Source organism: Comamonas sp. lk (genome assembly GCF_900564145.1).
Taxonomy (GTDB): Bacteria; Pseudomonadota; Gammaproteobacteria; order Burkholderiales; family Burkholderiaceae_C; genus Comamonas.
In genome coordinates, this window is the sequence record NZ_UOOB01000001.1 from 361,874 (window position 1) to 388,121 (window position 26,248).

At 62.2% G+C, this 26,248-nt stretch carries 22 protein-coding genes; 9 read left to right on the forward strand and 13 right to left on the reverse strand.

Annotated features, from left to right (window positions below):
• The first annotated feature begins 12 nt into the window (after positions 1–12).
• Positions 13–2,790 (forward strand): methionine synthase, encoded by a 2,778-nt coding sequence (metH, locus tag EAO39_RS01630; protein ID WP_120970570.1) that lies wholly within the window; start codon positions 13–15, stop codon positions 2,788–2,790.
• An 88-nt stretch (positions 2,791–2,878) separates the two neighbouring features.
• Here the strand turns inward: metH and EAO39_RS01635 are convergent, their stop codons facing one another.
• On the reverse strand, positions 2,879–4,162 hold the full coding sequence (locus EAO39_RS01635; RefSeq protein WP_120965625.1) for a sensor domain-containing diguanylate cyclase: 1,284 nt from the start codon (positions 4,160–4,162) through the stop codon (positions 2,879–2,881).
• A 514-nt stretch (positions 4,163–4,676) separates the two neighbouring features.
• Positions 4,677–5,879 (reverse strand): tryptophan synthase subunit beta, encoded by a 1,203-nt coding sequence (gene trpB, locus EAO39_RS01640; protein WP_120965626.1) that lies wholly within the window; start codon positions 5,877–5,879, stop codon positions 4,677–4,679.
• 183 nt (positions 5,880–6,062) lie between these two features.
• Here trpB and EAO39_RS01645 point away from each other — a divergent pair, with 183 nt between their 5' ends.
• From EAO39_RS01645 to EAO39_RS01660, 4 genes are all read left to right on the forward strand, one after another.
• A complete protein-coding gene (locus EAO39_RS01645) occupies positions 6,063–7,547 on the forward strand; it encodes a DUF2868 domain-containing protein (RefSeq protein WP_120965628.1) in 1,485 nt (494 codons plus the stop codon).
• 2 nt (positions 7,548–7,549) lie between these two features.
• A complete protein-coding gene (locus EAO39_RS01650; RefSeq protein ID WP_120965631.1) occupies positions 7,550–9,088 on the forward strand; it encodes a DUF3482 domain-containing protein in 1,539 nt (512 codons plus the stop codon).
• 94 nt (positions 9,089–9,182) lie between these two features.
• Positions 9,183–9,608, forward strand: a complete 426-nt coding sequence (locus tag EAO39_RS01655; protein ID WP_205589332.1) for a signal protein — start codon at positions 9,183–9,185, stop codon at positions 9,606–9,608.
• A 131-nt stretch (positions 9,609–9,739) separates the two neighbouring features.
• Positions 9,740–10,834, forward strand: coding sequence for a hypothetical protein (locus EAO39_RS01660; RefSeq protein ID WP_120965633.1), 1,095 nt, complete (start codon positions 9,740–9,742; stop codon positions 10,832–10,834).
• Here EAO39_RS01660 and EAO39_RS01665 read toward each other — a convergent pair.
• Both EAO39_RS01665 and EAO39_RS01670 read right to left on the reverse strand, forming a co-directional pair.
• Positions 10,831–11,487, reverse strand: coding sequence for a pseudouridine synthase (locus tag EAO39_RS01665; RefSeq protein ID WP_120965635.1), 657 nt, complete (start codon positions 11,485–11,487; stop codon positions 10,831–10,833). The genes EAO39_RS01660 and EAO39_RS01665 overlap by 4 nt on opposite strands.
• Before the next feature lie 91 nt (positions 11,488–11,578).
• Complete coding sequence (locus EAO39_RS01670) at positions 11,579–12,508, reverse strand: LysR substrate-binding domain-containing protein (protein ID WP_120965637.1); 930 nt, start codon at positions 12,506–12,508, stop codon at positions 11,579–11,581.
• A gap of 76 nt (positions 12,509–12,584) precedes the next feature.
• Here EAO39_RS01670 and EAO39_RS01675 point away from each other — a divergent pair, with 76 nt between their 5' ends.
• The 3 genes from EAO39_RS01675 to EAO39_RS01685 all read left to right on the forward strand — a co-directional run bounded on the left by EAO39_RS01675 (position 12,585) and on the right by EAO39_RS01685 (position 14,353).
• Complete coding sequence (locus EAO39_RS01675; protein WP_120965639.1) at positions 12,585–13,037, forward strand: CidA/LrgA family protein; 453 nt, start codon at positions 12,585–12,587, stop codon at positions 13,035–13,037.
• Between the two features lie 5 nt (positions 13,038–13,042).
• Positions 13,043–13,738, forward strand: coding sequence for an LrgB family protein (locus EAO39_RS01680; RefSeq protein ID WP_120965641.1), 696 nt, complete (start codon positions 13,043–13,045; stop codon positions 13,736–13,738).
• Positions 13,739–14,005: 267 nt separating this feature from the next.
• Positions 14,006–14,353, forward strand: coding sequence for a DUF4148 domain-containing protein (locus tag EAO39_RS01685; RefSeq protein WP_120965643.1), 348 nt, complete (start codon positions 14,006–14,008; stop codon positions 14,351–14,353).
• A gap of 94 nt (positions 14,354–14,447) precedes the next feature.
• On the opposite strand, the gene EAO39_RS01690 is transcribed toward EAO39_RS01685, so the two are convergent.
• From EAO39_RS01690 to EAO39_RS01710, 5 genes are read right to left on the reverse strand one after another with little or no spacing between them, the layout of a single operon-like run.
• Complete coding sequence (locus EAO39_RS01690) at positions 14,448–15,896, reverse strand: aldehyde dehydrogenase family protein (RefSeq protein WP_120965645.1); 1,449 nt, start codon at positions 15,894–15,896, stop codon at positions 14,448–14,450.
• 10 nt (positions 15,897–15,906) lie between these two features.
• Positions 15,907–16,836 carry a dihydrodipicolinate synthase family protein gene (locus EAO39_RS01695; RefSeq protein ID WP_120965647.1) on the reverse strand — a complete coding sequence of 310 codons (930 nt, stop codon included), beginning with the start codon at positions 16,834–16,836 and terminating at the stop codon, positions 15,907–15,909.
• Between the two features lie 11 nt (positions 16,837–16,847).
• Positions 16,848–18,020, reverse strand: a complete 1,173-nt coding sequence (locus tag EAO39_RS01700) for an L-rhamnonate dehydratase (RefSeq protein ID WP_120965649.1) — start codon at positions 18,018–18,020, stop codon at positions 16,848–16,850.
• Between the two features lie 60 nt (positions 18,021–18,080).
• Complete coding sequence (locus EAO39_RS01705) at positions 18,081–19,127, reverse strand: 4-hydroxythreonine-4-phosphate dehydrogenase PdxA (protein ID WP_120965650.1); 1,047 nt, start codon at positions 19,125–19,127, stop codon at positions 18,081–18,083.
• 3 nt (positions 19,128–19,130) lie between these two features.
• A complete protein-coding gene (locus tag EAO39_RS01710) occupies positions 19,131–20,105 on the reverse strand; it encodes a tripartite tricarboxylate transporter substrate binding protein (protein WP_120965652.1) in 975 nt (324 codons plus the stop codon).
• Positions 20,106–20,219: 114 nt separating this feature from the next.
• Here EAO39_RS01710 and EAO39_RS01715 point away from each other — a divergent pair, with 114 nt between their 5' ends.
• The gene (locus EAO39_RS01715) at positions 20,220–21,191 is read left to right on the forward strand and encodes a LysR family transcriptional regulator (protein WP_120965654.1); all 972 of its coding nucleotides are present in this window, start codon (positions 20,220–20,222) and stop codon (positions 21,189–21,191) included.
• 86 nt (positions 21,192–21,277) lie between these two features.
• Here the strand turns inward: EAO39_RS01715 and EAO39_RS01720 are convergent, their stop codons facing one another.
• From EAO39_RS01720 to EAO39_RS01735, 4 genes are read right to left on the reverse strand one after another with little or no spacing between them, the layout of a single operon-like run.
• Positions 21,278–22,726, reverse strand: coding sequence for an aldehyde dehydrogenase family protein (locus EAO39_RS01720; RefSeq protein WP_120965656.1), 1,449 nt, complete (start codon positions 22,724–22,726; stop codon positions 21,278–21,280).
• Positions 22,727–22,759: 33 nt separating this feature from the next.
• Positions 22,760–23,848, reverse strand: a complete 1,089-nt coding sequence (locus EAO39_RS01725) for an SMP-30/gluconolactonase/LRE family protein (protein ID WP_120965658.1) — start codon at positions 23,846–23,848, stop codon at positions 22,760–22,762.
• Positions 23,849–23,896: 48 nt separating this feature from the next.
• Positions 23,897–25,234, reverse strand: coding sequence for an enolase C-terminal domain-like protein (locus EAO39_RS01730; protein WP_120965659.1), 1,338 nt, complete (start codon positions 25,232–25,234; stop codon positions 23,897–23,899).
• A 40-nt stretch (positions 25,235–25,274) separates the two neighbouring features.
• On the reverse strand, positions 25,275–26,240 hold the full coding sequence (locus EAO39_RS01735; RefSeq protein ID WP_120965661.1) for a 2-hydroxyacid dehydrogenase: 966 nt from the start codon (positions 26,238–26,240) through the stop codon (positions 25,275–25,277).
• Between the last annotated feature and the right edge of the window lie 8 nt (positions 26,241–26,248).

The following is a 26,248-nucleotide window of genomic DNA, read 5'->3' on the forward strand; positions in this document are numbered from 1 at the left end:
CAGGTGAGCATGATGTCTGCTGCAATCCCCGCCACTGCTATTTCTTCCGTGCCCCCCATGCGCCTGTCGGGCCTGGAGCCCGTGTTCATCGGCGAAGACACGCTGTTCGTCAACGTGGGCGAGCGCACCAACGTCACCGGCTCCAAAGCCTTTGCGCGCCTGATTCTCAACGAGCAGTACGAAGAAGCGCTGGCCGTGGCCCGCCAGCAGGTGGAAAACGGCGCTCAGGTGATCGACGTGAACATGGACGAGGCCATGCTGGACAGCAAGGCCGCCATGGTGCGCTTTCTGAACCTGATCGCCTCCGAGCCCGATATCGCCCGCGTGCCCATCATGGTGGACAGCTCCAAGTGGGAGGTGATCGAAGCCGGTCTGCGCTGCATCCAGGGCAAGGGCATCGTCAATTCCATCTCGATGAAAGAGGGCGTTGACGAGTTCAAGAAGCACGCCAAACTCGTCAAGCGCTATGGCGCTGCCGCCGTGGTGATGGCCTTTGACGAGAAAGGCCAGGCCGACACCTTCGAGCGCAAGATCGAGATCTGCGAGCGTGCTTACCGCATCCTGGTGGACGAAGTGGGTTTTGCCCCCGAGGACATCATCTTCGACCCCAATATCTTTGCCGTGGCCACCGGCATCGAAGAGCACAACAACTACGGCGTGGACTTCATCGAAGCCACGCGCTGGATCAAGCAGAACCTGCCGGGTGCCAAGGTGTCCGGCGGCGTGTCCAATGTGAGCTTCTCCTTCCGCGGCAACGACCCGGTGCGCGAAGCGATCCACACCGTGTTCCTGTACCACGCCATCAAGGCCGGCATGGACATGGGCATCGTCAACGCCGGCATGGTGGGCGTGTATGACGACCTGGAGCCGGTGCTGCGCGAGCGCGTGGAAGACGTGGTGCTCAATCGCCGCCCCGACGCCGGCGAGCGTCTGGTGGAAGTGGCCGACAGCGCCAAGAGCGGCGCCAAGGACGAAAGCAAGAAGCTGGAATGGCGCGGCACGCCCGAGCACCCCAGAACCGTGGGTGAGCGCCTGTCGCACGCTCTGGTGCACGGCATCACCGACTTCATCACCGAAGACACGGAAGAGGCTTATCAGGCCATCGTGATCCAGGGTGGCGGCCGTCCGCTGCATGTGATCGAAGGCCCGTTGATGGACGGCATGAACGTGGTCGGCGACCTGTTTGGCGCCGGCAAGATGTTCCTGCCCCAGGTGGTGAAATCGGCCCGCGTGATGAAGCAGGCCGTGGCCCACCTCGTGCCCTATATCGAGGAAGAAAAACGCCAGCAGGAAGCTGCCGGCATGGACGTGAGCAGCCGCGGCAAGATCGTGATCGCCACCGTCAAGGGCGATGTGCACGATATCGGCAAGAACATCGTCACCGTGGTCTTGCAGTGCAACAACTTCGAAGTCATCAACATGGGCGTGATGGTGCCCTGCCACGAAATCCTGGCGCGAGCCAAGGCCGAAGGCGCGGACATCATCGGCCTGTCGGGCCTGATCACGCCCAGCCTGGAAGAGATGCAGTACGTGGCAGGCGAGATGCACAAGGACGACTATTTCCGCATCAAGAAGATTCCGCTGCTGATCGGCGGCGCCACCTGCTCGCGCGTGCACACCGCCGTGAAGATTGCGCCCAAGTACGAAGGCCCGGTGCTGTATGTGCCCGATGCCTCGCGCAGCGTGAGCGTGGCGCAAAGCCTGCTGGGCGAGAACAAGGAGGCCTATCTGCAGGAAGTGCAGGCCGACTACGACAAGGTGCGCACCCAGCACGCCAACAAGAAGAAGACGCCGCTGTGGCCTTTGGAAAAGGCCCGCGCCAATGCCACGCCCGTGGACTTTGCCGCCCACCGGCCCGTGGCACCGCGTGCCCAGGGCCGCCGCGTGTTCAAGAACTTTGACTTGGCCGAGATTGCCCAGTTCATCGACTGGGGTCCGTTCTTCCAGACCTGGGACCTGGCAGGTGCCTATCCCGCCATCCTCGACGACGAAATCGTGGGCGTGGAAGCGCGCAAGGTGCAGGCCGATGCCCAGGCCATGCTCAAGAAAATCATCGAAGGCCGCTGGCTGCAAGCCAATGGCGTGATGGGCCTGTTCCCCGCCAACCGCGTGGGCGACGACATCGAGTTCTACACCGACGAGTCGCGCAGCCAGGTGCTGATGACCTGGTATGGCATGCGCCAGCAAACCGAAAAGCAGGCGATTGACGGCCCGGATGGCCGGCCCGTGATGCGCCCCAGCCGCTGCCTGTCTGATTTTGTGGCCACCAAGGAATCGGGCATTGCCGACTATGCGGGTCTGTTCGCCGTCACGGCCGGTATCGGTGCCGAGAAAAAGGACAAGGAATTTGAAGCCGCGCTGGACGACTACAGCGGCATCATGTTCAAGGCCTTGGCCGACCGTCTGGCCGAAGCTTTTGCCGAATGCCTGCATCAGCGCGTGCGCAAGGATTTGTGGGGCTATGCCGAGGATGAAACACTGAGCAACGAAGCGCTGATCAAGGAAGAATACAAAGGCATTCGTCCTGCGCCAGGCTATCCGGCCTGCCCCGACCATACGGCCAAGTGGGACCTGTTCAAGACGCTGCAGGCCGAGGAAGTCGGCATGACGCTGACCGAAAGCCTGGCCATGAACCCCGCCTCCAGCGTCAGCGGCTTTTACATCGGCTACCCCGAAGCCACATACTTCAACGTGGGCGAAATCGGCGAAGACCAGTTGGCCGATATGGCTGCGCGTCGAGGTATGGATATCGAGGAGCTGCGCAGGTATCTAGCCCCGAATCTGGCTTGATTTTTCTTGCAGTCATGAGGCTGCAAGCCTGATTTGCTCTGATCTCAGACGGCTTTATGCAATGGCAGCCGTCTGAGCTCGGGCCAGATCAGCCAATCGCCTCGACTCGGTTGCGGCCGTTCTCTTTGGCCAAATACAGCCCTTCATCGGCTCTTCTGAGCAAATTTGACATCTCTCTGTCTTTGGCGCCTTTCACGGCCACGCCTATGCTCAAGGTAAAGGGGATGGCTCTGTCTTCTGGCCAAGAATAGGAAAAATCTCTGTCAGAGATTTTCTTTCTCAAATTTTCAGCTATTTCCAGCGCCTCTTCTTTATCGGTATTAATCAGGCAGGCCACAAATTCTTCGCCACCGAGCCTGGCAACAATATGCTCTTTTCCTATCGTCTCGCGGGCGATGGATGCAAAGGCTTTCAGCACATCGTCTCCGCCCTCATGACCATAAGTGTCATTGACCAGTTTGAAATTATCCAGATCCATCATCAGTATGGAGAGCGGATTTTCTGTTTCAAACAAGCTCCTGGCCACATCATTGAATTCGCGGCGATTAGGCAGTCCGGTTAAATCATCGACCGCCGCCTGACGGTGCAGAAGATCGACCAAATGGACCTTGTCCGTGATGTCTCTGATAATCGCGGTGAATTCCACCAGTCCATTCACGGTAATCTTAGAGATGGCAATTTCTACCGGGATACGGCTTCCGTCCTTATGAAGTCCGTAAATCCGGTTTCGCTCGTCCATTTGTCTGGAACGCACCGGAGAACGCGCAAACTGATGCACATATCCCCGGTGACCTTCGCGGGCCGCAGGAGGAAGCAATACTTCCAGCGGCTGGTCCAGCATTTCTTCCTGGTCGTAGCCGAACAAGCCTTCCGCAGCCCGATTGAACAAGGTGATGTGATGCTGCTGATCGATGGTGATGATGGCGTCGTATGCGGCATCCACAACCGAACGGAAACGTGATGTGCTGACTTCAAGATCATGCATCAACAGCATTTTCTTGGTGATTTCAATTCCGGTGAGAAAAACCCCTTCGGCCGTTTCGGAGTTGGCTGATTTCTTGAAAGGTTTCAAAGACAGACGCCACCAGTGCGTTCCATCTTTCAAATCATAGGCTTGCTCCAATTCATGAGAAACACCATCTGCCAGGCAATTGATAACTGCTAAACGCAGTTCTCGTCTTGCATAATTGGGAACGATTGTTTCTAGCGAAAATGGATAGCGGTGAATGGAGTTTCTTTTAGCCCCCATCATGTCGAAGAATATTTCGTTGCAAGAGCTGACGGCCAAACCCTCTTCATTCACGCGAATCAAAGCCACGCTGGCTGCGATTCCATTCATGAAATCTTGTAATTCTTCACCCAGTCTATCCATAGCAAATCCTTAAATATCGAATCGGAAGCATCGCACATGCCAACGATAGCCACCTTTTCCCACCCCGACGATTAAAGTGCAAAATTATATGGACAGTCCACGTCTGATACCGAAAATCAAGCGCTCATGTTTTGTCATGACGCTGTTGCAAAAATCCGCTTGAAGCCAGGTTTCGCCGGCTCAGATCGGTGGATGCTGGGGCAAGTGTCTGAGCCTGGCCCGGTTTGGGGGCGTGGAGGAAGGATGGCGGCGCGAGCGTGCAGCGCATGGACTGTTGCGCATCGGCCTCGTTAGTCTGTAAGGATTCCCGCACCCATGACCACGCAAGAGCAGCGCCAGCGTGTCATACGGCTGGCGCGAATCTGCGGTGTCAGAGCATGGATGGCCCCGCAGGGGCTTGCTCATCGCCCGGGTCAGGTGGCTGCCGGGCGGCGTGGAGGTGACAAGAGCGCCGAGCTACCGCTTTTCATTGAGCGAGTCTCTCGGCGCATTGCGCAGACTTTGAAGATTGTGATTACAGCCCCAGCTTCTTGGCCACGTAATCCGCGTCCTTGTCGCCGCGACCCGAGAGGTTGACCAGAATGTGCTGGTCGCGGCCCAGCTTGGGTGCCTCACGTATGGCCCAGGCCACGGCATGGGCGCTCTCCAGTGCGGGGATGATGCCTTCCACGCGCGACAGCGTCATGAAGGCGTCAAGGCAGGCCTTGTCGTCCACCGATTGGTAGTCCACCCGGCCCAGATCCTTCAGATAGCTGTGCTGCGGGCCCACGCCGGGGTAGTCCAGGCCCGAGGCAATGCTGTGCACGGCGGCGGGCGTGCCGTCGGCGTTTTCCAGCACATAGCACTTCATGCCGTGAATCTCGCCGGGCTTGCCCACCGAGAGGGTGGCGGCATGGCGGCCGGGCTTGTCAATGCCTTCGCCTGCAGGCTCCACGCCCACCAGGTGCACGGAGGCATCGTTCAGAAAGGCCGTGAAGATGCCCATGGCGTTGCTGCCGCCGCCCACGCAGGCGGCCACATGCTCGGGCAGCTTGCCGTGCTTGTGCTGGAATTGCTCGCGGGCCTCGCGACCCACGATGGACTGGAAGTCGCGCACCATCATGGGGAAGGGGTGGGGGCCGACCACCGAGCCAATGGCATAGATGGTGTTCACGGGGTCTTGCAGATAGACCTCGAAAGCGCTGTCCACCGCTTCCTTCAAAGTGGCAGCGCCGCGCGTGACGGGCACCAGGGTGCAGCCCAGAATGCGCATCTTGGTGACGTTGGGGTGCTCTTTCTCTATGTCCACCTGGCCCATGTGAATCTCACAGGGAATACCCACCAGAGCGCAGGCCGTGGCCAGAGCCACGCCGTGCTGGCCGGCTCCGGTTTCGGCAATCACTTTTTTCTTGCCCATGAACTTGGCCAGCAAGGCCTCGCCCAGGCAGTGATTGATCTTGTGCGCACCGGTGTGGTTCAGGTCTTCACGCTTGAGGTGAATCTGCGCGCCGCCCAATTGATCCGACAGGCGCTTGGCGTGAAAAATCGGGCTGGGGCGCCCCACATAGTCGGCAAACAGGGCGGCCAGCTCGTCCTGAAAGTCCTGGCGCTTGACGATCTCGTCATAGGCCTGCGAGATTTCATCCATGCACTTTTTCAGATCGGGCGGTACCAGCTGACCACCGTAGGGGCCGAAAAAACCGTTGGCGTCCGGCATGGCCGCGGGATTTTTGCTCATTGCTTGTCTCCTGGTGTCATGGTTCTGAGACCGTCTTCATATCACAGCCGCTGTGCGCTGCCGATGCAGACAAGCCCGAGCCTGTCAGAGCAGAAATGGACGCCAGCCTACATATCACAAGCGTTTACAGCTATTGTTTTGGTATTTTTGGCCGTCCGCGGCGGCCTGCAACACAATAAGGCCATGAAAGCCAGAACCGTCCGCGACATTGTCTTTGCGCATGCCATAGAGACTGCAGCGCCCCATGAGAGTCTGCCCACGGCCGCGCGCTGCAATGCCATCACGCAAGAGAGTCTGCATGCCCTGGGCAAGAGTGGCGATGGCAGCACCGCCTTTGCCGCATTTCTACAGGAGCGCGCCAAACGCATCATTGCCAATGCGCAACTGCCTGCCGACATCCGTGCGCTGTGGCTGCGCTCGGCCGGTGTATCGCGTTGGGCGGTCATCGGCATTCTGGCGGCGGCGCTGGTGCTGGGCTATCTGGGCCATGCCATCACCGATCCGCACCGGGTCGATCTGCTCTCGCTTTCGCTGGTAGGCATTGTGTTGTGGAATCTGCTGGTCTATGGGCTGCTGATCGTCGGAGGCCTGCGGGCGCTGGTGAGGCGCAAGCCCGAGGTGCTGCTGCCGCTGGCGCCTACACAGGCCCATGCCGCCAACGCGGGCGAGGCGGCAAGGGCCCCCAGCGGCTGGCTGCAAAAGCTGGCTGCCAGGCGCGCACAGCTGACGGCCGGTACCGGCCTGCGCAAGCTGGCGCTGACCTTTGAGCGCAACTGGTGGCAGATCAGCCGCCGCCAGCGCCATGCGCAATGGCTGCTGTGCCTGCATCTGGGCGCGGCCATGCTGGCGCTGGGCGCGCTGGCGTCGCTGTGGATCACGGGACTGACCCGCGAGTATCAGGTGGGCTGGGAGAGCACGTTTCTCTCGCCTGCGGCCGTTCAGACCTGTCTCAACATTCTGTTTGCCCCGGTTCACTGGCTGGTGGGCGCCCCCCCCTGGAGTCTGGAAGAAATCCGTGCCCTGCAAGGCTGGGTGCCCAGCGGCACACCCGAGGTGGCGGCGGGCCTCGTTCAGTGGCTGGAGCGCCCCACGGTGGGCGAGCGCTGGGTGCAGCTCTATACCTTGCTGCTGTGCATCACGGTGATAGGGCCGCGTCTGTTGCTGGCGCTGTGGCAGGGCGTGCGCTTGGGCTGGATGAAACGTCATATGGCCCTGCCTTTGCAGCAGCCGTATTTTCAAAAACTGCAGCGCGACTGGGCGGGCCGGGCCACGCAGCTGCTGGTGCAGCCCTATAGTCTGGACCTCACCCCCGAACGCGAAGCCGTGTTGCGCAACCATGTGGTGCAAAGCTATGGCGCCGGCGCGCAGCTGACGCTGCTGCCTGCGCTGGCCTATGGCTCGCCTTTGCCGCAGGCGCTGGATGGTACAGGCCAGCAAGTGCTGCTGCTCAATCTGGCCGCCACGCCCGAGGCGGAGATTCACGGCGCCCTGCTCGGCCAGGTCTTGCATTACTGGGGGGCACAGACGGACGTCTGGCTGTGGGCGCAGGACTTTCGTGCCCGCAACACCGGCGCACCAGGCCGAGTGCAGGAGCGTGAGCATCTGTGGCAGGACTTTGTACGCCGCGCAGGCCTGCATGTCACGCTGATTCCCGCCGCCGGAAACTGAATATGTCCACAGAAAATACCGCCGTGGCTCTGGCCACAGACCCCGAGCAAAGCATTCAATGGTGTCTGCTGTCGCACACCAATATCGGCAAGACCACGCTGACCCGTACCCTGGTTTCCGACGACGTGGGCGAGATCGAGGACGGAGCCCATGTCACCACCCAGTCGCAGCGCTATTTGCTGCAGAAAACGCAGCAAGGCGATGAGCTGTGGCTGTGGGATACGCCGGGCTTTGGCGATTCCGTGCGCCTGTATGAGCGCCTGCGGCAGCAGGGCAATCCCCTGGGCTGGTTTCTCAGCAATGTCTGGGATCGCTGGCGCGACAAACCGTTTTTCCTGAGCCAGCGCGCCCTGCTGGCCGCGCGCGATCATGCCGATGTGATGCTCTATCTGGTCAACGCCGCCGAAGACCCGGCCGATGCCGGTTACTGGAGTGCGGAGATGAGCATCTTGCGCTGGCTGGGCAAGCCCGTCATCGTCTTGCTCAACCAGATCGGCAGCGACACCACGCAGCAGCAGACCGCCGACGATCTGCTGCGCTGGAAGCAGGCCACGGCCGCCTTCAAGGACACTGTGCAGGACGTGCTGGTGCTCGATGCCTTCACCCGCAGCTGGTGGCATGAGCGCCGGATGATGCAAAGCATTGCCCCGCTGCTGCCGCAGGCCAAGCAGGCTGCATACGAGCGCCTGCTGCAAGAGCGTGCCCAGCGCCAGGCGCAGCGGCAGGCGCAAAGCCTGCAGGCCATGGCCGAGCAGCTGATCGCCTCGGCCCGCTTGCAGGAGCGCATGGACCCGGCCCAGGGCAAGCTGCTGGCGCGTGCCTGGCACAGCCTGAGCAGCCTCACCGCCAAGCTGGGCAAGAGCCAGGGTGATGCCGAGACTCTGGAGCCGCAGGCCAGGGCCGCCGTGCAGCGGCTGATGCAGACGCTGCGCCAGGCCGATATGCAGACCACGCAGCGCTTGCTGGAGATCCATCAGCTGGACGGCAAGGCCGCCAGCCAGATCGAGGAGCAGCTGCAAAACCAGCTCAAGGTGAGCACGCCGCTCGATCCCCAGGCCGCCAGCCTCTGGGGGGCGCTGACGGCGGGTGCTGCCACCGGCCTGGGTGCGGATCTGGTGGCCGGCGGCCTCACGCTGGGCACGGGTGCCTTGCTGGGGGCTCTGGTGGGTGCGGCCACGTTTGCGGGCGCGGCCTGGGGTGCGAACAAGATGTTTGACCAGCAGGCGCAGACTTTTCAGCTCTCGAGCGACTATCTGAACGCCCTGGCGGCCCAGGTGCTGCTCAAGTATCTGCTCATCTCCCACTTCGGACGCGGTCGCGGCCGTTACACCAGCCCTGCGGCTCCGCAGCCATGGAGCGAGGCCGTGCAGACTGCCATGCAGGCGCAAGGCGAGGAATGGTCACAGCTGTGGGACAGCTTGCGTGCTGCCGATGCGTCGGCCGATGCCGGCGCAGTCCAGACCGATGTGGAGCAGCTGTTGCAGCGCGGGCTGCAGGTGGTGATGCAGCAGCTCTACCCCACGCTGTCAGACACTTTTTGACGCTGGCACTCTTGCGGATTGAAGCAGGCTGGCGCAGCATGTCAGCGGCCGCGCCAGGTCTGGCGCGGCATTCCACCAAACCGGGAGTGCATTGATGCGCAACACATGGACTTTGTGGCTGGCTGCAGCCTTGATGGGCAGTTCCTTGACCAGCTTCGCCCAGACACCGGCGGCGCCCGCTACCGCACCGGCAGCCAAGACGGCCCCCGCGCCTGCGGCCAAGACGCCGCCTGCAGCCGCTGCCATGCCAGCGACCAAGGCCGCACCGGCATCGGCACCTGCAGCGGCCGGAAAGCCCGCAGCAGCGGCAGCCGCCGCGACGCCGGCACCAGCGGCCAAGACGGCAAAAACGGCTGCAGCAGGCGGCGGTGCCGGCAAGGTCTGGGCCAATGAGGACAGCAAGATTTACCACTGCCAGGGCAGCCGCTTTTATGGCACGACCAAGAACGGCAAATATATGACGGAAGCCGAAGCCAAGGCCGCAGGCATGCACGGCGCCAACAACAAGACCTGCGCTTAAAGCACTGTCATTCCTCTCGACGCGCTTGTCTGCCTGAGCAGCAAGCGCGTTTTCTTTTTAAGGTAAAACCAGGCGGTAGCCAGCATGCGCCAATCGCCAGCTGCTATCAATGACATAGGGAGTGACGAGGGATGATGTGGCTGGTTGGCTTGATGATGGTGTTGATGGGCTTGGTGTTTCTTTGGGCGTTTTCGGCGGTGCTGATCTCCATCCTGGTCGGTCTGCTGGCAAGCGCCTTGCTTTGGCTGCCGTTGCGCTGGTGGCGCAGAAGGCAGTTGCAGCATGCATTGGAGCTGAACCCGGCGCTGGATCTGCAGCAAGAGGCGCAGAAGCATCCGGCCCTGTTTTATGTGCTCTCGACCCTGGTGGTGCTGCTGGGCTGCGTCATCATGCTGACCACCCTGGTCCATCTGCCGCAGCGCATGTTCTCGCCCGAGCAACTCTCGCTGGGTGCTGGCATCGCGCTGGTCATCAGCCTTGCGGCGCTGATCAAGCTGGCAGGCAATCTGCTCAGCCTGGGCAAGGATGCGCAGGCTGCAGCTGACATCAAGGCGGGCTGGTCGCTGGCGGCGGGCATTGTGCCCATGCTCGTGGTGATCGTGCTGATCTTTTTCGCCCCTCATACCGCTGGCTGGATGGTCTGGCGCGAGGAGTGGCGCGGCTATGACAGCACGCAGCTGCGCATTTCCTTGAAACGCAACGATGCCGAGCACCAGCGCGCCGCACTGCAGCTGGTCCGGCCCGTGCTGGAGCAGGGCAGCCGCATCTTGAGCCACCGTGCCAGTTCACGCAGCGGCAGCAGCTACACCCTGAGCGCCGCCTTGCCTGCGCGCTATCGTTTTCATGAGGGTGCGCTGGAGCTGCAGCTGGCGGGGCTGATGCCGCAGGAGCAGCTCAATGTGCACCTGCAGGCCCTGGTTTCCGTGGTGGAAGGGGCCGAGGCCGGCAGCTTGCAGCTGGCCTACGCCCAATGCCTGCCGTCACCGGAATGGCTGGGCAGGCAGCGCTTTTTCGGCCGCGGCCAGCAAGCCATGTCATCGCTGCGCGGTTGCGTACAGACCCGTCAGTCCGAGCTGGCTGCCGTCCTGCCTTTGCTGCAGGGCAATCTGCAGGAGGTGCAGATAGGCTGGCGTCACTTTCGCCCCTGGTTGAGCCTGCCGCGCTGGCAGGCTGCACTCCTGCCTGAAGACGAGGACGCGCTGGAGCAGCTCGATACCTTGCGTTAAGAGTCGCTGGTCGAGCCGCTGTCCGGCAGTGCATCCACCCACTGCCCAGGCTCCAGTCCTTCAATCGAGTAGGGGCCGATCGCCATCCGTACCAGGCGCAGCGTGGGGTGGCCCACGGCAGCCGTCATGCGCCGCACCTGGCGGTTCTTGCCTTCGCGAATGATCAGCTCAATCCAGCTGTCGGGAATGTTCTGGCGCACGCGGATCGGCGGCTTGCGTGCGGCCATCAGAGGCTGGGGATCGAGCAGGCGGGCCTTGGCGGGCAAGGTCAGGCCGTCATTGAGCTGCACGCCATCGCGCAGGTGCTGCAGTGCGGCAGCGTCGGGCACGCCTTCCACCTGCACCCAGTAAGTCTTCTCCATCTTGTGCCGCGGATCGGCAATGCGGGCCTGCAACTGGCCGTCATTGGTCAGCAGCAGCAGGCCTTCGCTGTCGGCGTCCAGCCGGCCCGCCACATACACGCCGGGCACATCAATCCAGTCCTTCAGCCCTTGCCACTTGCCCTCGGGCGTGAACTGGCTGAGCACGCCATAGGGCTTGTGAAAGCACAGCAGTCTGGGGACTTCGGGCCGGGGCGCGCTCTGGCGCACGACGCTGCTGCGCGGGTTGGGTGAGCGGTTGAAGGTGCGGCTGGGCGGGGTGGGACGTGGCATGCCGCGAGCTTAGCGCCTGAGCCAAAGCTGTGCCCGAAGAGCAGAATTGGAATCAAACAGGCTGTAGCCTATATGAGGAAAGCGCAGGCAGCTATGTATTTTGATAGTCGGGCAAGGCGGCGCCCTGTAGCGGCTGGGGATAGATCTCGCGCACGCAGTCCAGCCAGGCCCGCGCCGCCCGCGACATATGGCCTGAGCGCCATAGCAGCACCACATCCCAGGCCAGCTCCGGCTCGGTCAGCGGACGGCTGGCCACGCGTTGCGGATCGAATTTGGCGATCACATGTTCGAACATCACGGCCACGCCCACATCCTGTGCCACCAGATCGCCGATGAAATCCCAGTAGCGCGTCTGCAGCTGTACCCGGGGCTCGAAGCCAGCGGCCGCGCACTGCTGCTGCACGGCGTTGTGCAGGGCGAAGTCGCTGGTGTAGAGCACAAAGGGCAGCTCGCGCAAATCCTGCCAGCGCAAAGGCTGTTCGGCGTTGCCGACGCGATGGGCGGCCAGGGCCACGCGGGTTTTCTGGCGGGCGAAGGTATAGCTTTCCAGCCCGGTATCGGCACCTGTCTCGGCCGCGTCGAGCAGGCCCAGGGCCATGTCCAGCGAGCCATCAAGTACGCGCTGGCGCTGGGCGCGGGCACCTTGCTCGTCCACATGCAGACGCACGCCGGGGTGGCGTTGCTGGAACAGCGCAATCACCGGCGCCATATAGTGGCCCGCCGTGGGCATGATGCCTACCGACAGCTCGCCACGCGCAATGCCGTCCACCTCGGCCACTTCCTGGCGCAGCAGCTGGGCCTGTTCGAGCAGCGTCACGCCGCGCTCGAACACCACCCGGCCCGCATCGGTCAGCTGCACGCCGCGCCCTTCGCGCAGCAACAGCGGGCCGCCCAGCTCGTCTTCCAGTGATCTGACCATCTTGCTGATGGTGGGCTGGGTCACATGCAAGACCTCGGCGGCACGGGTGAAGCCGTTCTGGCGCACCACCTCGACAAAGTAGCGCAGAGCCCGCAAGTCCATGGGAATGCCTTTTTTGCATCGAAAAAATGAGAATAATTCATTTCACGAATATGAGTAAAAACCCTAGGATTGCAGCATGTCCTCGTTTTCTCAAATCCCGGCACTGCGTCTGCCCAGCCTGCTGCCCAAAGTCAAAGTCGTGGCTCAGATTGCGGTGCTCAGCGCCATCTGGGTCGTCATGGATGCGCTGCGTCAGCACTTTGGCTGGAGCATGCCCGCCGGGCTGATGGGTTTTGCGCTGCTGGCCCTGGGCCTGTTCTCGGGGCTGATCAAGCTGCAATGGCTGCAGAGCGGAACCAACTGGCTGATGGCCGAGATGCTGCTGTTCTTTGTGCCGGCCATGCTGGTGGTGACCGAATACCCTGATCTGATTCGCCACCAGGGTCTGCGCATTCTGGCCGTCATCGTGGCCAGCACCGCCTGCGTGATGGCCGTGACGGCGCTGGCGGTAGACCGGGTCTACCGGCTGGAGCTGTGGCTGGCGCGGCGAAAATCCAGCCGCCGTCTGCATGCGGGCGGCAAGGCTTGAAGAGCATGTTCTCCAATGAAGTCATAGGCGTGCTGGCCTTGGTGGCAACGCTGGCCTGCTATGCGCTCAACAAGCGCCTGTACCGCCAGCACCCCCATGTGCTGCTCATGCCCATCATCGCCACGCCTGCGGTCTTGATAGGCCTGGCCCTGCTGACCCAGGTGAGCTTTCCGCAATACTATGCCCAGACCCATTGGCTGGTCTGGCTGCTGGGCCCGACCACCGTGGCCTTTGCGCTTCCGCTTTATGAGCATCGCAGCTTGCTGCGCAAGCACTGGATGTCGATTGCCACCGGGGTCATCGTGGCCAGCGTGGTCTCGATAGCTAGCACCTTGCTGCTGGCCCATGAGTTGGGTCTTTCGCAGGAGCTGCAAAAAGGCCTGGCCGTGCGTTCCATCACCACACCGTTTGCCATCGAGGCCGAAAAAGTGCTGGGCGGCCCCACCGATCTGGCGGCCCTGTTCGTGCTGCTCACCGGCGTCAGCGCCATGCTGCTGGGCCAGACCGTGCTGCGTTTTCTGCCTCGTATCCGCAGCAAACTGGCCACCGGTGCCAGCTGGGGCGGCGCCGCCCACGGCAGCGGCGTAGCGCGTGCCCGCCAGGCCGGCGAGGTGCAGGCCGTGATGGCCTCGCTGGTGATGATGATTGCCGGCGCGCTGAACGTGCTGGCCGCACCCTGGGTACGCATGCTGTTCTTCTAAAACAGGAGCATCTGGCGCTTATCCAATCTGCATCTACGGCCGAAAACATTAAAAAATCAGACCAAAGGCAGCGTTTTCTCTTCAGGGGGGCGCTGCCTTTTTTCATGCTCGAGCCTAGAGCTTGCCGGCGCCATGAAAGATGACAGGAATATCACCGTGCTGTCCTGATTCTGTGGGGGTCGGCTGTCTAGGATGAAGCCATCTACTCCTCACCTGCCAAGGCATGAGAGAGCTAGGTTTCATCAACTTCAATCAGGAGGTCGCACCATGTCCCAACGTCATCTCTCCATCTCTTTGCTGCTTGCCAACGCTGCTGCGGTTGTGGCTCTGGGTCTGCCTGGCATGGCTTCTGCGGCCTATGAGCACGCGACCACCACCGAAAAGGGCGTCGTGGTGCATCCACAGCATTTCATCAGCCAGAAGACCCGCGCCCAGGTCAGGGCGGAGACTGAGGCTGCCATGCGTCAAGGTCTGCTGATCTACGGCGACGGCAACTACCAGGTGCAGCTTCCTGCAGCCAAGGGCCCCGGAAAAACGCGCCAGGAAGTCATCAGGGAGCTGCTCAATGAAACGCCGGCACAACGTGAGGCCCGCATTCGGGCCATGGCGGGTTAGGGCCAGATAGCCCCACCGGCTAGCTAGCCGATTCAGACAGGAAAAGGCACGGCCTCCAAGCCAGGAGGCTGTGCCTTTTTGCATGGTGCAAGCCTCAGGCCAGGGTGTAGGCCGTCTTCACCGTGGTGTAGAACTCCTGGGCATAGCGCCCCTGCTCACGCGGCCCATAGCTCGAACCCTTGCGACCGCCAAACGGAACGTGATAGTCCACGCCAGCCGTGGGCAGGTTGACCATCACCATGCCGGCCTGGCTGTGGCGTTTGAAGTGGGTGGCGTATTTGAGGCTGGTGGTGGCAATGCCGGCCGACAGGCCGAACTCGGTGTCGTTGGCCACGGCCAGTGCCTCCTCGTAGCCGCTGACGCGGATCACGCTGGCCACGGGGCCGAAGACTTCTTCGCGGTTGATGCGCATGCCGGCTTCGGTGTCCACCAAGAGAGCAGGCTGCATGAAAAAGCCCTCCTTGCCGCTGCCGGTGTGGCAGGCCACACGGGAGCCGCCAGCCGCCAGGCGGGCACCTTCGGCCTTGGCGATTTCTACATAGCTGAGGTCTTGCTCCAGCTGGGCCTGGCTGACCACGGGGCCGATGTCGGTGCCTGCAGCACGCGCATCGCCGACCTTGATTTTTGCCATGCGGGCCTGCAGCGCTTCGACAAAGGCCGGATAGATCTTGTCGGTGACGATCAGGCGGCTGGACGCCGTGCAGCGCTGGCCGGTGGAGTAAAAGCAGCTTTGTGCGGACAGCTCCACGGCCTGGTTCAGGTCGGCATCGTCCAGTACCACTTGCGGGTTCTTGCCGCCCATTTCCAGCTGCACCTTCTTGCCCGATGCCACGCAAGCCGCCGCAATGCCACGGCCCACGCCTACCGAGCCGGTGAAGCTGATGGCGGCAATGCCAGGGTGCTGTACCAGGGCTTCGCCGATCACACGGCCACGGCCCATGACCAGGTTGAAGACACCGGCGGGGATGCCGCTGCGGTGGATGATGTCGGCCAGGGCCCAGGCGCTGCCGGGAACCAGATCGGCGGGCTTCAAGACCACGCAGTTGCCGAAGGCCAGGGCCGGGGCGATCTTCCAGGCCGGAATGGCGATGGGGAAGTTCCAGGGCGTAATCAGGCCGACCACCCCGATGGGCTCGCGGGTGATCTCCACGCCAATGCCGGGGCGCACCGAAGGTACGGTCTCGCCGCTCAGGCGCAGGCATTCGCCGGCAAAGAACTTGAAGATCTGGCCGGCACGGGCCACTTCGCCAATGCCTTCGGCGCGGGTTTTGCCTTCCTCGCGGGCCAGCAGATCGCCCAGCTCTTCCTTGCGGGCCAAGATCTCGGAGCCGATCTTGTCCAGGGCGTCGAAGCGGGCCTGGATGCCCGATGTGGACCATGCCGGGAAGGCGGCCGTGGCAGCGGCCACGGCCGCTTCCACATCACTGGCATCTCCCTGGGCGTATTCGCCGATGACATCGGACAGATCACTGGGGTTGAGGTTGGGGGCGTAGCTTGTGCCAGCCGTCCATTGGCCGGCAATCAGATTGTCAAAACGAGACATCACAGCCCTTTTAACGCGCCCAGCGCAGAACCAGAGGGTCGAGTCGGCGCGCAATGGCGATGAGTTGTCGGCGCACCTCGGGGTGCAGTGCAGGCCAGGGTGCACGCGGTGCTTCGCAAGCAATCACGCTACCTTCTTTCATCAGCGCTTTGGCGGCCAGAAATCCGGCCTGACGGTTTTCGTGATTGATCAATGGCAGCCAGCGCTGGTATTGCTCGAAAGCCTTGTCCTTGTCGCCGTTGCGGTGGGCTTCGATGATGGGGCGAATGCCGTCGGCAAAACCGCCGCCGGTCATGGCGCCCGTGGCGCCGGCCTCCAGGTCGGCCAGCAAGGTGATGCCTTCTTCGCCGTCCCATGGACCTTCGATGGCTTCGCCGCCCAGGGCAATCAGCTCGCGCAGCTTGTTGGCTGCACCGGCGGTTTCCATCTTGAAGTAGCTGACCTGCTCTATCTCTTTGGCCATTTTGGCCAGAAAGGCGGGTGGCAGCGGCGTGCCGGCGGCCGGAGCATCCTGGATCATGATGGGAATGTCGATGGCATCTGATACGCCCTGGTAGAAGGCCTGTATCTGCGGTTCACCGAATCGGAAGGTGGCACCGTGATAGGGCGGCATCACCATCACCATGGCCGCACCCATATCCTGCGCACGGCGGCTGCGTGCGGCGCAGATGGCAGTGCTGGTGTGGGTGGTGGTGACGATCACCGGAACGCGCCCCGCCACATGCTCCAGCACGAGGCGGGTGAGGGTTTCACGCTCCTCATCTCCGAGCAGGAACTGCTCGGAATAGTTGGCCAGAATGCACAGGCCGTCAACGCCGGAGTCAATCATGAAGTCCACGCAGCGACGTTGGCTGACCAGGTCCAGCGTGCCGTCCTCGTGGAAGGTAGTGGGAACGACGGGGTAAATGCCGCGATAGCGGGGATTGGAAAGTCCGGGCATGGTGCGGCTCCTTACTCGATGATGTCGAACTGGTCGAGGTACTCGGTCTTGAGCGAAAGGCCCAGACCCGGCACGTCGTCGCGCAGTTGCAGGAAACCGTTGTCGGCAATCGGTTCGCCGTCGAAGATGTACCAGAACAGCTCGTTGCCGACTTCCACGTCGAAGATGGGAAAGTACTCGGCCATGGGCGAGGCAATCGTGCTCATGGTCAGGTGGTAGTTGTGCATCTGACCGGCGTGCGGAATGACAGGCACGGAATAGGCCTCGCACAGGGCATTGATCTTGTGTGCGGCCGTGATGCCGCCCACGCGGTTGGTGTCGTACTGCACGACGCTGACCGCCTTCTTGTCGAGCAGTTGCTTGAAGCCGTAAAGGCTGAATTCATGCTCGCCGCCCGAGATCGGGATGATGTTCATATTGTTCAGTTCGGCGTAGCCATCGATGTCGTCGGCAATCACCGGCTCCTCCAGCCAGCGCGGCTCGAACTTGGCGAGCTTGGGCAACATGCGCTTGGCGTATTCCAGGTTCCAGCCCATGTAGCACTCCAGCATCAGGTCGTTGTCGTAGCCGATCACTTCGCGGATGGCTTCGACCGACTTGAGGTTCTCCTTCACGCCGTGCTGCAGATGGGCCGGGCCGTAGCCGAAGCGCATCTTGAAAGCGGTGAAGCCCTGGTCCAGAAATTTCTGTGCCTCGTCCTGCATTTCCTTGAGGTCGGTGCGGTAGAGCTTGGAGTAGTAGCAGGGAATTTTTTCCTTGGTGCGTCCGCCCAGCAGTTTGAACACGGGCTTGTTCACGCTCTTGCCCAGAATGTCCCAGATGGCCAGATCTATGGCCGAGATGGCCGCCATGGTCACGCCTTTGCGGCCCCAGGCATGGGTGGCGCGATACATGCGTTGCCACAGGTATTCATAGTCCCAGGGGTCCTGACCGATGACCAGCGGCGCCAGGTATTCGTCGATGATGGCCTTGGCGATTTTCGGTGCTAGCGCCACATTGCCGATGCCGACGATGCCGTCATCGGTTTCGATCTCCACCACCGTCCAGGAATGAAAGCGGAAGGTGCTCATGGACTCGGTGTTGGAATACATCAGATCCATGGCGTTGGAGCAGAAGTTGCCCTGGGGCGGAACGGTTTTGCCCTTCCACTGGAAGACACGGGCGCGGACAGACTTGATCTTCATAAAGACCTCTACAAAAAAGCGTGAACAAGACAGGTGACGGCAGCCACCTGCGGGAGTCGGTCAGGCAGTGGCCTGTTGTTTGCTGCGGTGGGCGGTGCCCATGCGGGCCGCAATCTGCAGCGCCTGCCAGGTAGCCTCCACATTGGCGCGGCCCTGGCCGGCAATGTCGTAGGCCGTGCCGTGGGCCGGTGTCGTGATGGGAATGGGCAGACCGCCCTGCACCGTGACACCGCGCGAAAAGCCCAGCAGCTTGATCGCGATCTGGCCTTGGTCGTGGTACATGGTCACGATGGCCTGGTACTCGCCGGCCAGGGCTTTCAGAAAGATGGTGTCGGCCGGAAACGGACCGTGAAACGGTGCTTCGCTGGGCCATTCACGAGCCTGCAAGGACTGCACGGCGGGGGCGATGATGTCGATCTCCTCGCGACCGCAGGTGCCTCCATCGCCGTTATGCGGATTGAAGCCCGCAATGGCGACCTTGGGTGCCGCAAAACCGCTGGCACGCAAGGCCTTGTAGATCAGCTCGGCCGCCTGGGTGATCCGCTCCACACTGAGATAGCTGGCGACATCCTTGAGCGGCACATGCGATGAGATGCGCGAGGTCCACAAATCGCCCAAGGTGTTGAATTCGCAGAAGTAGCCTTGTGCCCCCAGGTACTCGGCAAAGTGATGCAACTCATCCTCATGGCGCAGGCCGCCCAGCTTCATGGCTTGCTTGTTCAACGGGGCAAAGCAGATGGCATCGATGTCGCCCACCAGCGCCGCATCCATGCATCGATTGAGCACCTGCAGCACCGACTTCCCGCCCACAGCACCGACTTGACCTTGCATCACATCGGTGGACGAGACCGTCTCCATGGCGATGAAGGCAGGCAGATTGGCGTTGCTGCGGTGGCGCACCTCGGCCAGATTCTGCGCGGGAACGGTGGCAACCTGTACGCCGGCAATGCGCTGGCCTTGCTCCCACAGCCAGGGGTCACCGATCAGTACCAGGTTGGCTTGCTGTGCGGCCTCGGGCTTTGCCAGCAAGCGTGCGATGAGTTCGGGCCCGATCCCCGCAGGATCTCCGAGGGTGAGGGCGACGACGGGAAGAGAATCGGTAGCCATGATTCAGTCCAGCTTGATATTGTTCTTGCGAATGATGTCGCCGAAGCGTTTGTATTCGGCGAGATGGTAGGTGGCGAAGTCCGCTTGGGTCATGGGACGCAGTTCGGCGCCCACGGCTTCCAGACGGGTTTTGGTTTCGGGCATGGCGATGACCTTGTTGACTTCGTCATGCACTTTTTGCTGCACGGCCTTGGGCGTGGAGGCCGGCATGTAGATGCCATACCAGGCGCTGATTTCCACGTTGGGCAGGCCCGCTTCGGCCATGGTGGGAACCTGGGGCAACTGCGCATTGCGCTGGGGAGAGGTGACGGCCAGCGCCCGCAGCTTGCCCGCCTTGATCTGACCGATGACGGAGGGCATGGTGTCAAAACTCATTTGCACCTGGCCGCTGACCAGATCGACCAGTGCTGCGGAGCTGCCTTTGTAAGGCACATGGGTGATGTTGATGCCCGCAGCATCTTTGAACATTTCGGCGGCAATGTGTTGGGTGCTGCCGGTACCGCTGCTGGCAAAGTTGATCTGGTTGGGCTTTTTCTTGGCCATGCTGATGAGCTCTGCCACCGAGTTGGCAGAGACGGAGTTGCCGACGATCAGTACGTTAGGTACGGAGCCGACAAAGGCCACCGGCACCAGATCCTTGTTGTTGTCATAGCCGAGCTTGAGCAAGTGGGGAGCGATGGCGTGAGCGGTTACCACGCCCATCACCATGGTGTGGCCGTCGGTGGATTTGGCCGTGACATCCACGGCCATGGTGTTGGAGACACCGGGGCGGTTTTCCACCACCACAGGTTGCTTGAGCAGGGGTGCCAGCCGGTCTGCCACGGCGCGGGCCATGGCATCGGTACCGCCGCCCGGGGCCGAGCCCACCAGCATGCGCACGGGCTTGGTGGGCCAGTTACTGGCGTCTTGGGCATGGGCCTGCCAGGAAAGCAGGACGGTACCGCACAAGGCGGCAGAAAGCAGATGGCGTCTATGCATGGTTGTCTCCGGTGTTTCTTATCTCATCGCCCCCGATCCTAGGGAGAGCTCTGATATACGTAAATTGAAAGTTATTGATAAATCGATAACCTGAAGGAATCAGAAAACAAAACCATGGGTTCAATAGACAAGCAGAACAACACGCCTCAGCTTCTGAACCGCTTGCGCATGCGTCAGGTGGCTTTGATGCTGGCGATTGAGGAGCGGCAGACGCTGCGCGCCGCTGCGGCCGAGCTGGGGTTGACGCAGCCTGCGGCCACCAAAATGCTGCATGAGCTGGAGGATGCGCTGGGGCAGCCCTTGTTTGAGCGGGTGGGGCGCCGCTTGCAACGCAATGAGGCCGGCGAGCGGGTGTTGGCCTACTTTCGCTCGCTGCGCGGCAACATCGAAGCGCTGAACCGCGAGTTGGGTGAACTGCGCCATGGAAGTGCCGGGCGTCTGGTGATCGGCAGCATCATGGCCGCGTCGCCGGGGCGACTGACCCAGGCTTTGCTGGAGCTCAAGAAGGAGCTGCCGCTGCTGGAGGTGGAGGTAGCGGTAGATACCAGTGACCGCTTGCTGGCTCAGCTGCAGGAAGGCGTGCTGGAGGTGGTACTGGGGCGCATGACGACGGAGGCAGGAGAAGATTGCAGCTTCCGTGTGATCGATGATGAGAGTCTGGCAGTCATCGTCGGCAATGAGCATCCGCTACTGAGGGGGCAGCCGATCACCTTTCAAGCCCTGCAGGCCTATGGCTGGGTGCTGCAGCCTCCGGGCAGCCCTATGCGAGCCTTGATTGAGCAGGAGTTCAGAGAGAACTGCATTCCCTTGCCAAGAGGGCTGATCGAGACGGGTTCCATACTGACCACGATGAATCTGATCCGCAGCTCCGATATGGTGGGTGTGATTCCGCAGACGGTGGCTGAAATCAATGCCGCACATGGCATGTTGCATATCCTTCCCTACCGGATGCGACGCAAATTGGAGGCGTATGGCAGCCTGGTGCGCAAGGACCGTCCCATCAGCCGTGCTGCGCAGCGTTTTCTGGAGCTGCTGCATCGCCCAACTGAGGCGGCGGCCGAGCCCAAACGGAATCCCAAGCAATAGAGGTTTGCCTGATTACCGCTTTCACGCTCGGGCTTAAAAAAGCCGGGCTCTAGGCCCGGCAAAAGAGAAGCTGCAACTTTGTTGAATCAGGCCAGGGTATAGGCCGTCTTCACGGTGGTGTAGAACTCCTGGGCATAGCGGCCCTGCTCACGTGGGCCGTAGCTCGAACCCTTGCGGCCGCCAAACGGCACGTGATAGTCCACACCCGCCGTGGGCAGGTTGACCATCACCATGCCTGCCTGGCTGTGGCGCTTGAAGTGGGTGGCGTATTTGAGGCTGGTGGTGGCAAGGCCGGCGGACAGGCCGAACTCGGTGTCGTTGGCCACGGCCAGTGCCTCCTCGTAGCCGCTGACGCGGATCACGCTGGCCACGGGGCCGAAGACTTCTTCGCGGTTGATGCGCATGCCGGCTTCGGTGTCCACCAAGAGCGCAGGCTGCATGAAAAAGCCCTCCTTGCCGCTGCCGGTGTGGCAGGCCACGCGGCCGCCACCCGAGGCGAGCCGGGCGCCTTCGGCCTTGGCAATTTCCACATAGGAAAGGTCTTGCTCCAGCTGGGCCTGGCTGACCACGGGGCCGATGTCGGTGCCCGCAGCGCGTGCATCGCCGACCTTGATTTTTGCCATGCGCTCTTGCAACGCTTCGACAAAGGCCGGATAGATCTTGTCGGTGACGATCAGGCGGCTGGACGCCGTGCAGCGCTGGCCGGTGGAGTAAAAGCAGCTTTGCGCGGACAGCTCCACGGCCTGGTTCAGGTCGGCATCGTCCAGCACCACTTGCGGGTTCTTGCCGCCCATTTCCAGCTGCACCTTCTTGCCTGATGCCACGCAAGCCGCCGCAATGCCTCGGCCTACGCCTACCGAGCCGGTGAAGCTGATGGCGGCAATGCCTGGGTGTTGCACCAGGGCTTCGCCGATCACGCGGCCACGGCCCATGACCAGGTTGAAGACACCGGCGGGGATGCCGCTGCGGTGGATGATGTCGGCCAGGGCCCAGGCGCTGCCGGGCACCAGATCGGCGGGCTTCAAGACCACGCAGTTGCCGAAGGCCAGGGCCGGGGCGATCTTCCAGGCCGGAATGGCGATGGGGAAGTTCCAGGGCGTAATCAGGCCGACCACCCCGATGGGCTCGCGGGTGATCTCCACGCCAATGCCGGGGCGCACCGAAGGTACGGTCTCGCCGCTCAGACGCAGGCATTCACCGGCAAAGAACTTGAAGATCTGGCCGGCACGGGCCACTTCGCCAATGCCTTCGGCGCGGGTTTTGCCTTCCTCGTGGGCCAGCAGATCGCCCAGCTCTTCCTTGCGGGCCAGAATCTCGGAGCCGATCTTGTCCAGGGCGTCGGAACGCGCCTGGATGCCGCTGACCGACCAGGCCGGGAAAGCGGCCGTGGCAGCGGCCACGGCCGCTTCCACATCACTGGCATCGCCCTGGGCGTATTCGCCGATGACATCGGACAGATCACTGGGGTTGAGGTTGGGGGCGTAGCTTTTGCCTGCTACCCATTGGCCGTTGATGAGGTTGTTGTGCATCGTCATGTCTGGTGTCCTGAAGAAAAATGGGAAAAGCGCTTACACGGCGCCATGTGCTTCGACATAGAGCGCGTACAGCGAATGGCTGCTGGCCATGTAGAGGCGGTTGTTTTTAGGGCCGCCAAACGTGAGGTTGGCGCAGCGTTCGGGCAGGCGGATAAAGCCAATCGGCTTACCCTGGGAGTTGAAAACTTTGACGCCGTCCATATCGGCGGATTTGCCCAGCGGCAAATGGGCTCGCATGCCGCCGCCGATGTCGGTGGTCTCAGGGCTGAAGGCGCCGCTAAAGCCCCAGCCGCACCAGAGATTGCCGTCGCGGTCCACGCGAAAGCCATCCAGCGCACCGGCGCCCTCGGCGTCGATGAGCTTGGTTTTGTTTGACAAGGTACTGCCGTCGGGCGAGACATCGAAACTCCAGAGGCTGCGGTTGGGCGTGCCCTTCCACTCGATCACATAGAGCTTCTTCTCGTCGGGGGAAAACGCCAACCCGTTGGGGTTGACGATATCGGTCACCACGGCGGTGATCTGGCCGTCTTTGCCAATGCGGTAAACATTGGTGGTGGCCTGCTCGGACGTGGCGCGCGTGCCCTCCCATTCGCCGTTGATACCGAACAGGGGGTCGCTGAACCAGATGCTGTCGTCCGACTTCACCACCACGTCATTGGGCGCATTCAGGCGCTTGCCCTGATAGCTGTCAGCAAGCACCGTCATGCGGCCATCGCGCTCGGTACGCACCACGCGGCGTGTCACCGAATGCTCGCAGCTGACCAGGCGTCCCTGGCGATCCCGGGTGTTGCCGTTGGTGTAGTTCACGCCTTCCTTGTGCACTGAAAACATACCGGTTTTTTCCTCATATTTCATGAGCCGGTTGTTTGGAATGTCACTGAGGATCAGCGTACCGGTTTCTGGGAAATAGGCCGGGCCTTCGGCCCAGCGCATGCCGGAGCCCAACTGCTCCACGGTGCTGCTGTAGATGCGGTATTTGGCAAAGCTGGGGTCCAGCAGAAAAACGGCTGGATCCGGGTAGCGCTGGTTTGGCAAAAAGCTGAAAGACTGCGCCCCTGCAGCGGCGCTCCAGACACCTAGTGCGGAGGCACCTGCGGTGCTCAGAAGCTTGCGGCGATTCATGGCATTTCTCATGGCGTTTTCCGGGCGAAGTGCGGGGGCAGACGGCGTTCAGCGCACCATGCAAGGCCGCTTGTTGTCGAACTTCCAGTCGGGGATCAGGTATTGCATGGCGATGGCGTCGTCGCGGGCACCCAGGCCGTGCTCCAGGTACAGGGCGTTGGCGCGCTGCAAGGCGGCGCGGTCCACGCTCACGCCCAGGCCTGGCGTTTTGGGTACTTCCACAAAGCCGCCCTTGATCTGCAGCGGGTTCTGTGTGAGGTACTGGCCGTCCTGCCAGATCCAGTGCGTATCAATGGCCGTGACCTTGCCGGGCACGGCAGCGGCCACATGGGTGAACATGGCCAGCGAAATGTCGAAGTGGTTGTTGGAGTGCGAACCCCAGGTCAGACCCCAGTCGCGGCAGGTCTGGCCTACGCGCACGGAGCCGGCCATGGTCCAGAAATGCGGGTCGGCCAGCGGAATGTCCACCGACTGCAGCGACAGCGCGTGCACCATTTGGCGCCAGTCGGTGGCGACCATATTGGTGGCCGTGGGCAGGCCGGTGGAACGGCGAAATTCCGCCATGACTTCGCGACCCGAGAAACCGCCTTCGGCACCGCAAGGATCTTCGGCATAGGCCAGCACGCCGTGCATGTCGCGCATCAGGCGGATGGCGTCCTTGAGCAGCCAGCCGCCGTTGGGGTCGAGCGTGACACGGGCCTCGGGAAAGCGCTTGGCCAGGGCTGTAACGGCTTCGATTTCCTGCTCGCCGGCCAGCACGCCGCCCTTGAGCTTGAAGTCGTTGAAGCCGTAGCGTTCGTAAGCGGCTTCGGCCTGGCGCACGATGGCCTCGGGCGTCATGGCTTCCATATGGCGCACCTGGGTCCAGCTGTCGTTGCCCAGCTGGTCTTCACCGGGTTTGACATAGGGCAGGCGGGTCTTGTCCGACGGGCCGACAAAGAAGAGATAACCCAGCATTTCCACGCGGTCGCGCTGCTGGCCTTCTCCCAGCAAGGCCGCCACGGGCACGCCCAGGTGCTGGCCCAGCAGGTCCAGCAGGGCCGATTCCACGGCCGTGACCGCATGCACGCCAATGCGCAGGTCAAAGGTCTGCAAGCCGCGGCCGCCGGTGTCGCGGCCTTCCAGATGCTTTTGCACGCGCTGCAGCAGTTGCAGATGCTGACCGATGGACTGGCCGATCAGCACGCTTTTGCTGTCTTCCAGAGCCTGGCGAATGCTTTCGCCACCTGGCACCTCGCCAACACCGGTGTGGCCGCTGCTGTCGTGAATCAGCACGATGTTGCGGGTGAAGTAGGGCGCGTGTGCGCCGCTGAGGTTCATCAGCATGCCGTCGCGGCCGGCGACGGGGATGACTTCAATCTCGGTGATGGTCGGGGTAGTGGACATGGAGTGCTCGTTCAACAGACTCGGAAGGAATAGACGGTGATCACTGCGCGGCTGACCAAGGCACTTCGGCCGCGGGGCGCCCCGTGGCGATGTATTGCTGCAGGTTGTGCAGCACCAGGTCGGCCATGGCGCGGCGGGTTTCATGGGTTCCGCTGGCGATGTGGGGTGCCAGCACCACGTTGTCCAGCGCGAGCAGTTCGGGCTTGGGGCGGGGCTCGTCCTCGAACACATCCAGGCCGGCGCCGGCAATGCGCTGCTGCTGCAGAGCGGTCACCAAGGCGGCTTCGTCCACCACGCTGCCGCGGGCCACATTGATCAGAAAGCCTTGCGGGCCCAGAGCGTCAAGCACTTCGGTGCTGACCAGATGTTGGGTGCTGTCGCCGCCGGCGGCCGTGATGATCAGAAAATCAGACCAGCGTGCCAGCTCCAGCAGCGAGGGCAGGTAGTGATGGGGCGAGCCCTCGATGGGGCGGCGGTTGTGGTAGCCCACTTCCATGTCGAAGCCCGCTGCACGGCGCGCCACGGTGCTGCCGATGCGGCCCATGCCGAAGATGCCCAGGCGCTTGCCGCTGGCGCGAGTGCGGATGCCGAAGCGGCCTTTGCTCCAGTCGCCGCGACGCACAAAACGGTCGGATTCGCTGAGGCCGCGTGTGGAGTCCAGCAGCAGGGCAAAAGCCATATCGGCCACACAGTCGTCAAGCACGCCGGGGGTATAGCCCACACGCACGCCCTTGTCTTGCAGGGCTTCGCGATCCAGGGCATCAAAGCCTACGCCAAAGCTGCTCACAAACTTGAGCTTGGGCAAAGCTTGGATCACGCGCGCCGGCAAGCCCATGGCCGCCGAAGTGACCAGATATTCGAACTGAGCACCATGCTCGGCCAGAAAGTGTTCAGGGTCGGGCTGCTCGGAGAGGATGCTTACCTCGTAGGCCTGAGCCAAGTCGGCGTCAAGCTGGGGCAGCGGCATCTTGCCGTATTGGAGAACGCGTGGTCGGGTGGTCGCCATGCCGGGAA